Below are 14912 nucleotides of genomic sequence, written 5' to 3' on the forward strand. Positions count from 1 at the left end.
TGAGCAATAAAAAAGCCTGCAAATGCAGGCTTTTTTGTTGCTTAAAGCGGCTATTACGCCATGAAATCAACACCTTCTTTGATGTCTTTTTTCAGAGTTTCAAGCATGTCATTTTTTGCTTTTGTTTCAAATGCGCTTAGTTCGCCGTAAGAAAGAATTTCTTCTACGCCGTTTTTACCTAAACGTACTGGATGTGCAAAGTACTCTGCATCGCCATTTTCAACAGCAACGTAAGCGTAATCTACAACTTCTTCACCTTGTAGGCCTTTAACTAAAGACATACAAAAACGAGCTGCAGCAGCACCCATAGATAGCGTAGCTGAACCACCGCCTGCTTTAGCATTTACAACTTCAGTACCCGCATTTTGGATACGTGGAGTAAGTGCAGCAACTTCTTCATCAGTGAAAGAAACACCTTCAACTTGAGAAAGTAGAGGCAGAATAGTTGTGCCTGAGTGACCACCAATTACTGGTACTTTTACAGTTGCTACGTCTACGCCTTTAAGTTCAGCAACAAATGCTTCTGAACGAATAACGTCAAGCGTAGTAATACCGAATACGCGTTTAGCGTCGTAAGTACCTGCTTTTTTGAATACTTCAGCAACAATTGGAACTGTGCCATTTACTGGGTTAGTAATAATACCTACTAACGCTTTAGGACAGCTGGCAACAATGCCTTCTGCTAACGTTTTGATGATGCCAGCATTTACATTGAATAAATCAGCACGATCCATACCTGGTTTACGCGGCATACCCGCTGGGATAAGAACGATGTCAGAGCCTTCAAGCGCTTTATTTAAATCGTCTGCGCCAAAGCCTGCAACTTTAACATCTGTTGGGATGTGAGAAAGGTCAACCGCAACACCTGGTACTACTGGTGCAACATCATAAAGTGATAATTCAGAGCCAGCTGGTAAGCCTGTTTTTAATAATAAAGACAACGCTTGGCCGATACCGCCTGCAGCACCTAATACAGCAACTTTCATTGGAATTCTCCGTAATTTGAGGTAGGAAACATTTGTGGCTCTTAAGATAATGAAATTAGCGACTAAAAACAAATTTATCCTGTCTATTTCAAGTATATTTTCGACCATAGTCGTAAACTTATGTGATTTAACGCATCAAACTGGCAAGTTAACTAAACAACTGCTGCATAATTATTCATTTTTGTGTAGAATTTGCGGCATAAATAACAAAAACGAATAAAGACTATGCAACCACAAGATAAACAAGAAGCACTAGTAAAAGCATTTAAATCACTATTAAAAGAAGAAAATTTTGGCTCTCAAGGCGAAATAGTTGATGCGTTAAAAGATCAAGGTTTTGACAATATAAGTCAGAGTAAAGTTTCACGCATGTTAAGTAAATTTGGCGCTGTACGCACACGCAATGCCAAACAAGAAATGGTTTACTGCTTACCTGCTGAAATGGGTGTACCTACGGCTAAAAGCCCATTACGCCAATTAGTAATCGACATTATGCACAACGAAATGATGATCATCATTCGTACCAGCCCTGGTGCTGCTCAGCTTATTGCACGTTTATTAGATTCATTAGGTAAAGCAGATGGCGTACTAGGAACTATTGCCGGCGATGACACTATTTTTATCGCTCCTGCTAAAATATCTGAAATAGATGTAACACTTGAACGCGTTCGCATTTTATTTGATACGGTTTAATAGCAAATTAAATTTGTTTTAAAAACCCTATTGAAGGTGCAAAGAAAGCAGAGCCCATATCGGCTTGAGTAAAATCAAGCCAGTGGTCGTAGCAATCCCCTTCCCCTAAACGACTATTAAGTACTTTTTCAAATGCGGTGCCCGTACAAGCGCATGTAATTGATAACATTCCCTGCTCATACACGTCGCCATAAGGCATGCTTTGATTTAATAGTAGTGGTTGTCCGTCTTCGTCTTTTAGCTCACTTCGCGAAGCATGGCTGGTTTCGATCGCTGGGGTAATTAGCGTGTTATCAAGACGCGTACGTCCCATTATTTGCTCTTGCTCACTCAATGATAAATGCTGCCACATAGTTAAATCATGTTTATAACGCTGAACATGAATATAACTCCCCTGATCTTCAAAGCTACCAGGGTTGCTGATTAAAGCCGTAGCGCGCTTTTTTCTTCCATGTGCGGTGTCGCCACCATAAATAAAACCGTTAAAATCACGTCCATCTAAAAAGCGAAAATTCCGAATTTGCTCCACCAGCTCTACATCGGGGGCAAATAATTTTAAAATTTGCAGCGCAAATAAATGGTTAACGTCTTCACGGTCAGAGCGAATTTGTACAAATAAATCGCACGGTTGTACGCTCATTTGGTGATCGCTATGGGTTATATTAGGAAAGCTCTGTAATTCGCTTGGAATATATTCAGGGAGGATATGCGGCCAGTATTGCGCACCAATAGCAACCATACAAGAGAGCATTGATTCTGAAAATTGATCGCTAAACTCCTCTTCTATAGCGCTTACTTGTTTTAACTTTGCGCGAAGTGATTCGTCTTGACCATCAAACACATTAAAAAATAAGTGCAAACCGTGTAAGTTTGCTTCAGCACAAATCCCTGATTGCGCTTGCGCCATTGTTATTCCTTAGTTTTACAGATAAAAACACAGCGAATAACAAATTAATTACGATTCGAAAAAATTCACCGTGTGAGGTTTTATTTTTATTATAACCTGATCATTATTTTCAAATGACTGGCCATATTGTGCTGCAACTTCAATTTCTTGTTCATCAATAACAAGCGAATAAACATACGCCGAACCAATAAAGCGACGACTTATGATGGTAGCTCGCTTGCTGAATTTGTCACTTTGGTTATCTGCCACTAACTCTATTTGATGAGGGCGCACATATATAAGCCCTGCACTTACATTATGCTTACTCTCAACATAAGATTCGACTAAACCAAATGGTGTTTTATATTCAGTTGCGGTTAACATTTCTGCGCTTAAGTATATGCCCTGACCCAGAAACTCTGCAACCTCCTTTGAACATGGAGCTGCAAAAAGCTGCTCTGGCGTGCCTTGTTGTGCAATTTTACCGCAATGCATAATGGCAAGTGTATCTGAAAACGCAAACGCCTCTTCTTTTGAGTGTGTAACAAACACAGCAGATACTTGAGTTGCTTTAATAATTCGACGTATATCGGCAATTAATTCAAAGCGTACTTGTGTGTCGATGTTTGAAAAAGGCTCATCAAGGAGTAATAAACTAGGTTTATAAGCTAATGCACGAGCGATAGCGACGCGTTGCTGTTGGCCACCCGATAACTGGTGTGGAAACCTGTCAGCACAGCCAATTAAATGTACAAGCTTAAGCATTTCATCAACGCGTTGCTGCTTTTGAGCTTTGCTCATATTACTAAGCCCGAATGCAATATTATTTGCCACCGTTAAATGCGGAAACAACGCATAATCTTGAAACATCATGCCGATGTTACGATGCTCAGGTGAGACAAAAGATTGCTCATCACTCACTAATTTACCGTCTATAAAAATAGACCCTTGCTTGGCTTCAATTAAACCTGCAATCGCCTTTAATGTGGTTGTTTTGCCGCATCCACTCGCCCCGAGTAGACAAACAATTTCATCTTTACCCACTGTTAAATCTAAATCGTGAATAACCTTTGTGCCGTTATAGTGATAGCTCACGCCTTGTAAAATTAAACTACTCATTTAACTACGCTGCTCCATAGAACGATTAATAAAATACAAAGGAATAAACCCAACGATAACAATAAATAATGCAGATATTGAAGCAAGCTCTAATTGCTCGTCGCTCACATACTGAAATACATGAGTAGCTAAGCTTTCAAAATTAAACGGTCTGAGCAATAGCGCAGCTGGCAACTCTTTCATACACTCAATAAATACCAATAAGGCAGCAGTGAGCAATCCTCTTCGCAGTAAAGGTAGATGCACTAAACGCAGCGTTTGCCCTTGGCTTTTACCCATTGATTGGCTTGCCATATCAAGTGATGGACTAATACGTAAAAAACTCGACTCAATTGCTCCGTGTGCAATGGCGTAAAACCTAACAATATAAGCAATAATAATAGTAAGAATGCTACCTGTAAGCAGTAAGCCAATATCTAAATTATACGGCTCGAGCGCTGTGTTAATGGTGTTCTCTAACAATGTAAGAGGTAACAAAACCGCAATAGCGAGTACTGTGCCAGGCAGCGCATAGCCTGTGCTTGCTAAACGCCCAGGAATAAGCGGATACGTTTGCTTTGCCACACGCTGATAAAAAACAACAAAAATACTCAATGTAATGGTTATAACACTTACAACTCCAGCCACTTTTAAACTTTGCCAAGCGTAACTAAAAAACTCAACATTCCATGCTTTATCAAAGTAGGTAATGGCGTAATTTATAAGTACTGCAATAGGAATTACAAAAGCGATAAGTAAAATAAAGCTACAAAATGCCGTTGCGAGCCAAGCAGACTTTCCTTTTAATACATAGAGAGATTCGCTATTTACACTTGATTGTCGCTCAAATACCGCTTGGTTTCGGCGACTAAAGCGCTCTGCCATTAATGCTAAAAATAACAGTAATAACATCACACCCGATATTTTAGCGGCCGCTGTAAGTGAGTAATAACCAAACCACGTATCGTATACGGCGGTTGTTAATGTACTTACGGCAAAATAACTCACTGTTGCAAAGTCAGCCATGGTTTCCATACTTATAAGCGCAAGAGCCGCCACAATAGCCCCACGAGAGAGCACTAAACTTACTTTAAAAAAGCTTTGCCAAGGAGATAACCCCATTAACTGGCTAGCTTGCACTAATTTGAATGACTGCTCGCGAAGGGCCGTTTTAAAAATTAAAAATAAATACGGGTAAAGCACCAAGGCAATCATAACTATGGCGCCGGGTAGTGTACGTATATCAAAAAACCAATAGTCATTAGGCGATTGCCAGCCAAACCAGTCTCTCAGTGCTATTTGTACAGGGCCCGCATAATCTAATAAATCAGTGTATACATAGGCAATAATATAGGTGGGCATAGCAAGGGGCAGCATAAGAGCCCATTCAAACTGTTTTTTACCCGGGAAACTACAGTAAGCCGTTAGCCACCCAAGTGGCAAAGCTATGGCGCAGCTAAGGACGCAAACACCTAAAACAAGCAATACGGTATTGTTTATGTAATCCCAAAGCACGGTATCCCACAGGTGAGAAAACACCTCAGAGCTACCTTGTAGAGATTCAAAAAGAAGAAAAAACAACGGAGCCGATAGAATTAAGCCTGTCGACCACGCAAAGAGCTGCCATTTAGACAGCTTAAATTTATTAGTCATTAAAGATCGAACTTCACCTCATCAATTAGCTTAAGCGCTAACGGACGATATTTACTAATCTCATCAAGTGGCAAGCTGTCTTCTTTAAAACTACCCCAAGAGGCAACCAAAGTTGATAATTCAACACCCGACTTAACTGGATACTCCATATTTAATGAGGCATACATGTTTTGTGCTTTGCTGTCGGTCATATACTCTATGAGCTTTAATGCATTTTCAGGGTTTTTAGCGTATTTGGTAATAACCGCACCCGATACATTTATATGTGAGCCACGATTAACTTGATTCGGAAAGTTAATATTTACGGCCTCTGCCCAACCTTTTTGTTCTTTATCTTCTAGCATTTTGCCAAGGTAGTAACTATTACCTAATGCCAAGTTACATAAACCTTCTTTAACAGCTTTAACTTGAGCACGATCGTTACCTTGAGGCTTGCGCGCTAAATTAGCCTTCACACCTTCAAGCCACTCTTTAGTTTGCGCTTCACCATGGTGTGCAATCATAGAAGCTACTAAACCTAAATTATATGGATGTTTGCCAGAGCGCGTACAAATTTGTCCTTTGTATTTAGAGTCTGCTAAATCTTCATAAGTGAGCTTAGGTAACTCACCAACTCGCTCTTTTGATGAATACACATTACGCACTCTCTTAGTAAGCGCAACCCATTGGCCATCACCGTCACGAAAGGCGGCTGGAACATTGTTATTTACACTGTCACTTTTTATAGTTTGTGTTAATTTTAAATCTTCTAATTGAATAAGCGCGCTAAAGTTAGAGGTTAATACTAAATCAGCTTTACTGTGCTTGCCTTCGCGTTTAACACGCTCAATTAGCCCTTTTTTAGCAAAAACAACATTGGTTTTTATGCCTGTTTGCTTTGTAAAGTCTTCTAAAATTGGCTGAATTAAAAACGGTTGACGAAATGAGTAGATGTTAACAACATCGTTTGCAAAGACTGGTGCCGATGCAACTACCCCTAAAACAAGTGCAAATACTGTCTTCATTATTTCACCTAAATAACTGTTATTATCAACGAATTCTACCGTGCTCATTCTAAAAGTGCACACTTTAAATAAATGTAAATATGTAAATAACGCCCAAAAAGGAAATACGGTGTAAGAGATGTCTTACGGATGTGACAGCTAATGAGTAAAAAACAAGATAAAAAACGACCTAAAAACAGTTAAACACATGATTCATATGTGATTTATTTTTATTACTATTGCAAAAACACTAATTGAATGTAGTTTTATCTCTATTTTAGTTGCTCTATTGCACTATAATTTACGCATCAACCAAGCAATGACGCTTATTGAGTAAAAGGAAACGGACTGCTTACTCAACCAACCAATGATTAGGTTATCAGGACAACACGGACTTTAGGACAGGCTCAGGATGAGTATCACAACGCAATGTTGTAAAAAGGACAGCGTCAAGAAGATGCGAAAAGGATAACAACAAGGCTAAGTTGTTCAACAGGATGTTGAAGGAATAAATGGACAGGCCTTTAAGGCAACACAAGGGATTGGTTAAAACAAGGATACACTAGGAAGTGTAATTAAGGATTTGGTAATAGTATTTACCCTACAGGATGTTTAGGAATTTAAGGATACAGGCCCGGATGGCCTACATTACATAGAACTAAAAAGTAATATAGTAATAAACATGGATTAGTGAAAATTGGAGTTGATTAAGTTCAATTGCAGGATGCAGAAAATTAGAAGATTCCGCAAGCGCGCCTAGAGATAGAGCGCGCTTTTCTTTGCCTAAAATTTGGGTGAGTAAAGCACTGAGCAACTATCACTAATCTTTACTGAGTAATATCGCGTCACAGCAAATCAATGCTAAGACCTTAAAATACTTTATTAATATTTTAAATTTCGCTAAGTTTTTTATTAATTGCGCCGATAACTAAATAACGCAAGGATCATAAATACTCAATGGATATGAATTTTAAAACATCTCAAAGTAATACCTTTTTATGTAAAGTATCAGACGAAAGTACAGCAAAACCAATTGGTGTTTTTAGTGCGCAAATCCCCAGCGAAAATCCCTATAAAGCTTTATTTAACCCCAAAGGTTATAACTTTTTAAATATGCCAATGAATGAGTTTAAAAATATACTTAACGAAATTATTCAGTTAGAACGCGACATTCGTATTAGCAAGTGGGGTGAAGGTGCTCGACCTGATGAGTTTAGCTATCAACTTAATAGAATAGCAGACGCAATTGCAACGACTCAATTTAATGGCAAAATAGACATTAACTGCTACTTTTTAAAACGAGTTGAAGAAGCAAAAGAAATGATTGGTGAAGACTGTATCTCGTTTATTCAAGTGCATAATAGTATAAGTCAATTGTATAATACTGTTTTACAATTAACATCTGAAGAAGGCTTCAGAGCAATTCAAAATAAAGCACTTGCTCACTTAAAAAATCAGCAAGCATTTGCTTAACTTCGTAAAATTAACCTTCTAGCGGTCGGCCTTTATTGCGCTTACCCAATAAATACGCATCACGAAACTTAATAAAATGCTGCTCTAATTTTGTCGATGCATCCATTTCGCCCGCAAGTGCTAATACCATAATAGCCACTTCAGCAGTGCCTAGTTGATGCGCATGAGGGGCTACACGTAATCGGTAATCAGATAGTTTATCAGCAGTAACAGAAAGTACAGGCAAGTTATCTAAATAAGGGCTTTTGCGAATCATTTTTTTAGCTTCGCGCCACGTACCATCTAAGAATATAAATAGCGGCTTTTTACCTGATTCAATACTCACTTCTGTAATGGCTCTGCCCTCTTCTACATCTTCAGCAGGAAAGACGACCATAGGCTGATACTGCGAATCATTTATTAAAGCTAAAAGAGCGGGGTTAGGATCTGTTCTATCCCATCTAAATGCGTGGTTATCTGGCACTATTTCAGCAATTAAACGCCCTGTATTAGAAGGTTTAAAGCTTTCATTATGATACATCAGTAAGCACACAGCGGCCTTACAATCTGCATGCTCAACACCTTTGCAAATACAGTAGTGCTTAGCAATCAGGCATTGTTCACAGCGATCTAATTTACCGCCTCGAGCATTAAACTCTCGACGAGATTCACTTATTTGTTGAGCGCGTAATGCTAAAACTGAGTTTTTCACTGTATTTACCTTCAATTAATTAAGCGCGCATTGTAACGACTTCTTGTTATTTAATCTTATATTTATCTAAGTTAAAAATAGACATAAAAAAACCCAACCGAAGTTGGGTTTTTTAAGCAAATACTAAGAAGTTAAATTACTTCTTTTTAGCTGCTTTTTTGTTTGGTAAATCAGTGATTGAACCTTCAAAAATTTCAGCTGCAAGGCCGATTGATTCATTCAATGTTGGGTGAGCATGAATTGTAAGCGCTAAGTCTTCACCATCAGCACCCATTTCAATACCTAAACCGATTTCGCCAAGCATTTCGCCCGCGTTAATACCGATCATAGCACCACCGATTATACGGCCACTTTCTTTATCAAAGATAAGTTTAGTAGAACCTTCAGTACGAGCAGATGCAATTGCACGACCAGATGCTGCCCACGGGAATACCGCAGTTTCAACTTTTAAGCCTTGCTCTTTTGCTTCTTTCTCAGTAACACCTACCCAAGCGATTTCTGGGTCTGTGTACGCTATTGAAGGAATACATTTAGGGTCGAAGAAATGCTTCTGACCAGAAATAACTTCTGCAGCAACATGACCTTCATGAACCGCTTTATGCGCAAGCATAGGCTGTCCAACTAAGTCACCAATTGCAAAAATATGGCTTACGTTAGTACGTAATTGCTTATCAACATTAATAAAGCCACGCTCATCAACGTTTACGCCCGCTTTTTCAGCATCAAGTAAGTTACCGTTTGGAGTACGGCCAACTGCAACAAGTACTTTGTCGTAACGTACTGGTTCTGCTGGTGCGTTTTTACCTTCAAACGTTACGTATAAACCGTCTTCTTTAGCTTCAACACCAACAACTTTAGTTGAAAGCATTACGTTGAATTTTTTGCTTACGTATTTTTGGTAAATTTTGATAATGTCTTTATCAGCTGCTGGTACTAATTGATCAGCAAATTCTACAACATCAATTGCAGAACCTAGCGCACGGTAAACCGTACCCATTTCAAGACCGATAATGCCACCACCAAGTACAAGTAGTTTTTCTGGTACGTCTTTAAGTTCTAATGCACCAGTTGAATCAATTACACGGTCATCTTCTGGGATGAAAGGTAAGTTAACTGGTTTAGAACCTGCTGCAATAATCGCGTTATCAAACGTGATAGTTGTAGCGCCGTCTGCGCCTTCAACTACTAAAGTATTGCTGCCAGTGAATTTGCCGTATCCAGATACAACTTTCACTTTACGCATTTTGGCCATGCCTTCTAGTCCACCAGTTAACTGGCCAACTACAGAATCTTTCCAAGTACGAACTTGGTCAAGATCGATTTTTGGTGCGCCAAAAGTAACACCGTGAGATGACATTTCTGCTGCGTCATCAATCACTTTAGCTACGTGTAAAAGTGCTTTAGAAGGAATACAACCAACATTAAGACATACGCCACCTAATGTTTCGCGAGATTCTACTAATGTAACTTCTAAGCCCAAGTCAGCAGCACGGAAAGCCGCAGAATAACCACCAGGACCACCGCCTAGTACAACAACTTGAGTTTTTAATTCGTTGCTCATGCTTTTACCTTAATTGTTTGAACGGGACACTGCCCTAAAATTTAACTGCCATGTTTCTGCAAGGCAGAAAGAGTGAGCAGCGCACAAAGTGATGCAATTCGTACAAAGATTGTATCATTGCAAATGGTAAAAATCCCAGCTAAAAACAACTGGCTGGGATTTGATTCTATTTATTTTATTGCGTATACCAATTTTACTAAACTGGTTACATCACCAACTGGCGAATATCGCTCATGTAACTTGCAAGAGTCACAGTAAAGCGTGCAGCTAATGCTCCGTCAATAACCCTATGGTCGTATGACATAGACAGCGGAACCATTAGTTTTGGTTCAAACTCTTTGCCATTCCATTTAGGTTTCATTTCAGATTTAGATACACCTAAAATAGCAACTTCTGGCGCATTAACAATCGGCGTAAATGCCGTACCGCCGATACCGCCAAGGCTAGAGATAGTAAAACAGCCGCCTTGCATATCAGACGATGTAAGCTTACCGTCACGGGCTTTAACAGATACTTCCATTAGTTCACGTGATAATTCAATAATGCCTTTTTTATCAACATCTTTAAACACTGGCACTACTAAACCATTTGGCGTATCAACAGCAACACCAATGTTAATGTACTTCTTAAGAATTAAACTTTCGCCGTCGTTAGACAGTGAAGAATTAAATGTTGGGAAGTCTGCAAGTGCTTTAGCTGCTGCTTTCATCACAAACACAAGTGGTGTGATTTTAACGCCAAGCTTTTTCTTCTCGCTAAGTGCATTTTGCTCTTTACGGAATACTTCAAGGCTTGTGATATCAGCTTCATCAAACTGTGTAACATGTGGGATTTGTACCCAGTTACGGTGTAAGTTTTTACCTGATAGCTTTTGAATGCGAGACAGTTTTTTCTCTTCAATTTCACCAAATTTAGCAAAATCTACTTTAGGCCATGGAATAAGACCAAGCTCACTACCACCTGCGCTACTACCTGCAGATAATTGACCAGATTCAACTTGCTTAACTAGGTTTTTAACGTAGTTTTGCACGTCTTCTTTAACTATACGGGCTTTGCGACCAGTGCCCTTAACGTTAGCTAGGTTAATACCAAACTCACGCGCTAAACGGCGAACAACGGGTGATGCATGAGCATACGCGCTATTTTCTGTGAAGCTTTCATTACTTGCTTTTGCAGGTGCCGCTTGAGCCGGTGCTGACTCTGTTTTAGCCGCTGCTGCAGGTGCTGATTTTTCAGCTGGTGCAGATGCCGCTGGCGCACTGCCTGCAACTTCAAATACAAAAATTAATGAACCAGTCGATACTTTATCGCCAGCGGCTACTTTAATTTCTTTAACTGTACCTGCAAATGGAGCTGGTACTTCCATTGCAGCTTTGTCGCCTTCAACGTTTAAGATTGATTGATCTTCTGAAACTTCGTCGCCAACGGCAACCATAATTTCAGTTACTTCAACTTCATCGCCACCAATATCAGGCACATTAACTTCTTTAGTGCTTGGTGCTGAACTTGCTGTTGAACTATCAGCTGGCGCTTCTACAGGAGCCGACTCTTTAGCCGGTGCTGCAGATTCACTTCCTGCTACTTCAAAAACAAACACTAACGAGCCAGTTTTAACTGTGTCGCCAGCGGCTACTTTAATTTCTTTAACTGTACCGGCAAATGGAGCTGGAACTTCCATTGCTGCCTTATCGCCTTCCACGTTTAAGATAGATTGCTCTTCTTCAACGGTGTCACCAACAGCAACCATGATTTCAGTTACTTCAACTTCATCATCGCCAATATCTGGTACAGTTACTTCTTTAATTGAAGAACCTGTAGAAGCAGCTGGTGCTGCCTCTTCAGATTTAGCTGGAGCAGCGGCTGATGCTTTTTCTTCACCAGTGCTTTCACTCTCGCCTTCAAACAAAAATACTAAAGAGCCTGTTGTAACGGTGTCGCCAACGTTAACTTTAATCTCTTTTACAGTCCCCGCTTGAGAAGCAGGTATTTCCATTGATGCTTTGTCGCCTTCAACATTTAGTAATGATTGGTCAACATCTACTTTATCGCCAACGCTTACTAATATTTCGGTTACTTCTACTTCATCGTCACCAATATCAGGTACTTTAATTTCAATACTCATTGCAAACCTCTTATGCGTACAGTGGGTTAAGTTTGTTAGTGTCGATGTTGAACTTTTTAAGTGCTTCAACAACTACTGACTTCTCAACTTCACCGCGTTTAGCAAGTTCAGATAACGTAGCAACAACAACGTAGCTTGCGTTAACTTCAAAGTGACGACGTAGGTTTTCACGGCTATCAGAACGACCGTAACCATCTGTACCTAACACTTTGTAGTTGCTGCTTGGAATGAATGAACGCGCTTGTTCTGCGTAGTTTTTCATGTAATCCGTTGCTGCAACAGTCACAGAGTCGTTTAATACGCTTGTGATAAATGCTGTTTTTTGCTCGCTTTCAGGATTAAGCATGTTAAAACGCTCAACATCTTGACCATCACGCGTTAGCTCATTGAAAGATGTTACTGAGTAAACATCTGATGCAATACCATATTCTTCGCTTAGGATTGAAGCAGCTTTGCGCACTTCAGTCATAATAGTACCTGAGCTTAATAGCTGTACGTTGGCTTTTTTACCTTCGTAACTTTCAAGCTTGTAAATACCTTTACGAATACCTTCTTCAGCGCCTTCTGGCATAGCTGGCTGATGGTAGTTTTCGTTCATAAGCGTTAGGTAGTAGTAAATATTTTCTTGGTCGTCACCGTACATACGACGAATACCGTCTTGTACAATAACTGCAACTTCAAACGCGTAAGTTGGGTCATAAGAAACACAGTTAGGGACCGTGTTTGCAAGAATGTGGCTGTGACCATCTTCGTGTTGTAAGCCTTCACCATTTAGCGTTGTACGACCCGCTGTAGCACCTAATAAGAAACCACGTGCTTGTTGATCGCCCGCCATCCATGCCATGTCGCCAACACGTTGGAAACCAAACATAGAGTAGTAAATGTAGAATGGGATCATTGGTAAATCGTTAGTGCTGTATGAAGTTGCAGCAGCAACCCATGACGACATAGCACCTAACTCATTGATACCTTCTTGCAATACTTGACCTGAAGTTGCTTCTTTATAGTAAGAAACAATATCACGATCCTGTGGCGTGTAGTTTTGGCCATGCGGGTTGTAAATACCGATTTGACGGAATAAACCTTCCATACCAAATGTACGCGCTTCATCTGCAATAATTGGTACGATATTTTTACCAATGCCTTTATCTTTTAATAAGATATTAAGTGCACGAACAAAGCCCATAGTAGTAGATATATCACGCTTTTGCTCTTCAAGTAGTGGCTTAAATGCATCTACTTCTGGCAACGTAAGTTTTTCACTAAAACGTGGAATACGCTTAGGTGTGTAACCTTTAAGCTCATCACGACGCGCATGTAGGTACTTGTACTCAGGTGAACCTTCTTCAAGCTCTAGGTATGGTAATTCTTTTAATTGCTCTTCAGATACTAAGTCATCAAGACCAAGGCGTGAACGTAAATGTGCAACATGCGACATGTCCATTTTTTTCACTTGGTGCGCAATGTTTTTACCTTCAGCTGCTTCACCCATGCCGTAACCTTTTACAGTTTTAGCAAGAATTACAGTTGGACGACCTTTTGTTTCTTCTGCTTTTTTAAATGCAGCAAATAGTTTTGATGGCTCATGACCACCACGCTTAAGCGCAAAAATTTCGTCATCTGTCATATCTGCAACAAGGGCAGCTGTTTCAGGGTAGCGACCAAAGAAATGCTCACGCACGTATGCGCCATCTTTAGCTTTGTAAGTTTGGTAATCACCATCAATTGTTTCGTTCATCAATTGAAGTAATTTACCTGTAGTGTCTTTAGCAAGCAGAATATCCCAACCGCTGCCCCATACAAGTTTAATTACGTTCCAGCCAGCGCCTTTAAACAAGCCTTCTAACTCTTGAATAATTTTACCGTTACCCATAACTGGGCCGTCTAAACGCTGTAAGTTACAGTTAATTAAATAGCAAAGATTATCTAGTTTTTCACGTGCAGCGAAAGAAATAGCACCACGTGATTCCGGCTCATCCATTTCACCGTCACCTAAAAACGCATATACACGTTGGTTTTTAGTGTCTTTTAAGCCACGACCATCTAAGTATTTTAAGAATCGTGCTTGATAAATTGATGAAATAGGACCTAAGCCCATTGATACCGTAGGGAACTGCCAAAACTCAGGCATTAACTTAGGGTGTGGGTACGATGGTAAGCCTTCGCCATCAACTTCTTGGCGGAAGTTATCTAGTTGCGCAGCCGATAAACGACCTTCAACAAATGCTCGTGCATAAATACCTGGAGAAATATGACCTTGGTAATAAACTAAGTCACCACCGTCTACATCATTTGGTGCTTTAAAGAAGTGGTTAAAACACACTTCATAAAAAGCAGCAGATGATTGGTAAGACGCCATATGGCCGCCTAAGTCGAGATCTTTTTTAGATGCACGTAGAACGATCATAATCGCGTTCCAACGTATAATTGAACGAATACGACGTTCAAGATTTACATCACCTGGGTAAGCAGGCTCTTGATCTACAGGAATAGTATTAACGTAGTTCGTGGTAATACCCGTTGGCATATCAACGCCGTCTAAACGGGCTTGCTCTAATACTTGCTCAAGTAAAAACTGAGCTCGTTCAACACCTTCTTCGCGCACAACTGATTCAAGAGCTTGTAACCACTCTTGTGTTTCTAGCGCGTCTACGTCAATTTTATTGACTTCAGACATATGGAGGTTTCCTTATGTTTAAAATACGAATATTGTTAATTTAATATCACAGCTACTTAATTTGTGTGTTCAAAGTAGTTATGTACTAA

At 39.9% G+C, this 14912-nt stretch carries 11 protein-coding genes; 2 read left to right on the forward strand and 9 right to left on the reverse strand.

Annotated elements, in window-relative coordinates; genetic code table 11:
• Window positions 1–53: 53 nt before the first annotated feature.
• On the reverse strand, window positions 54–986 hold the full coding sequence (mdh, locus tag H5161_RS01545; RefSeq protein WP_002957751.1) for a malate dehydrogenase: 933 nt from the start codon (window positions 984–986) through the stop codon (window positions 54–56).
• A gap of 225 nt (window positions 987–1211) precedes the next feature.
• Between mdh and argR the strand changes: the two genes are divergently transcribed.
• Complete coding sequence (gene argR / locus H5161_RS01550) at window positions 1212–1679, forward strand: transcriptional regulator ArgR (RefSeq protein ID WP_002957753.1); 468 nt, start codon at window positions 1212–1214, stop codon at window positions 1677–1679.
• A 7-nt stretch (window positions 1680–1686) separates the two neighbouring features.
• On the opposite strand, the gene H5161_RS01555 is transcribed toward argR, so the two are convergent.
• The 4 genes from H5161_RS01555 to H5161_RS01570 are packed head-to-tail and all read right to left on the reverse strand — an operon-like array spanning window position 1687 to window position 6320.
• On the reverse strand, window positions 1687–2586 hold the full coding sequence (locus H5161_RS01555; protein ID WP_182671418.1) for a Dyp-type peroxidase: 900 nt from the start codon (window positions 2584–2586) through the stop codon (window positions 1687–1689).
• Between the two features lie 48 nt (window positions 2587–2634).
• Complete coding sequence (locus H5161_RS01560) at window positions 2635–3684, reverse strand: ABC transporter ATP-binding protein (protein WP_182768550.1); 1050 nt, start codon at window positions 3682–3684, stop codon at window positions 2635–2637.
• Window positions 3685–5316 carry an iron ABC transporter permease gene (locus tag H5161_RS01565; protein WP_182768551.1) on the reverse strand — a complete coding sequence of 544 codons (1632 nt, stop codon included), beginning with the start codon at window positions 5314–5316 and terminating at the stop codon, window positions 3685–3687.
• Window positions 5316–6320, reverse strand: a complete 1005-nt coding sequence (locus H5161_RS01570) for a Fe(3+) ABC transporter substrate-binding protein (protein ID WP_182768552.1) — start codon at window positions 6318–6320, stop codon at window positions 5316–5318. The genes H5161_RS01565 and H5161_RS01570 overlap by 1 nt, the downstream gene beginning before the upstream one ends.
• 936 nt (window positions 6321–7256) lie before the next feature.
• On the opposite strand from H5161_RS01570, the gene H5161_RS01575 reads away from it, so the two are divergent.
• Window positions 7257–7772, forward strand: coding sequence for a hypothetical protein (locus H5161_RS01575; RefSeq protein ID WP_024594644.1), 516 nt, complete (start codon window positions 7257–7259; stop codon window positions 7770–7772).
• A gap of 10 nt (window positions 7773–7782) precedes the next feature.
• Here H5161_RS01575 and H5161_RS01580 read toward each other — a convergent pair whose 3' ends face one another.
• The 4 genes from H5161_RS01580 to aceE all read right to left on the reverse strand — a co-directional run bounded on the left by H5161_RS01580 (window position 7783) and on the right by aceE (window position 14823).
• Window positions 7783–8463: a tRNA-uridine aminocarboxypropyltransferase gene (locus H5161_RS01580; protein WP_024594643.1), complete on the reverse strand. Its 681-nt coding sequence runs from the start codon at window positions 8461–8463 to the stop codon at window positions 7783–7785.
• Window positions 8464–8599: 136 nt separating this feature from the next.
• Window positions 8600–10024, reverse strand: a complete 1425-nt coding sequence (gene lpdA, locus H5161_RS01585) for a dihydrolipoyl dehydrogenase (RefSeq protein ID WP_002957761.1) — start codon at window positions 10022–10024, stop codon at window positions 8600–8602.
• Window positions 10025–10229: 205 nt separating this feature from the next.
• Entirely contained in the window at window positions 10230–12146 is a 1917-nt protein-coding gene (aceF, locus tag H5161_RS01590) for a pyruvate dehydrogenase complex dihydrolipoyllysine-residue acetyltransferase (protein WP_182768553.1), read from the reverse strand.
• 10 nt (window positions 12147–12156) lie between these two features.
• Window positions 12157–14823, reverse strand: a complete 2667-nt coding sequence (aceE, locus tag H5161_RS01595) for a pyruvate dehydrogenase (acetyl-transferring), homodimeric type (protein ID WP_002957763.1) — start codon at window positions 14821–14823, stop codon at window positions 12157–12159.
• Window positions 14824–14912 lie beyond the last annotated feature (89 nt).

It is taken from the genome of Pseudoalteromonas sp. SG43-5, from assembly GCF_014164345.1.
GTDB classification, from domain to species: domain Bacteria; phylum Pseudomonadota; class Gammaproteobacteria; order Enterobacterales; family Alteromonadaceae; genus Pseudoalteromonas; species Pseudoalteromonas distincta.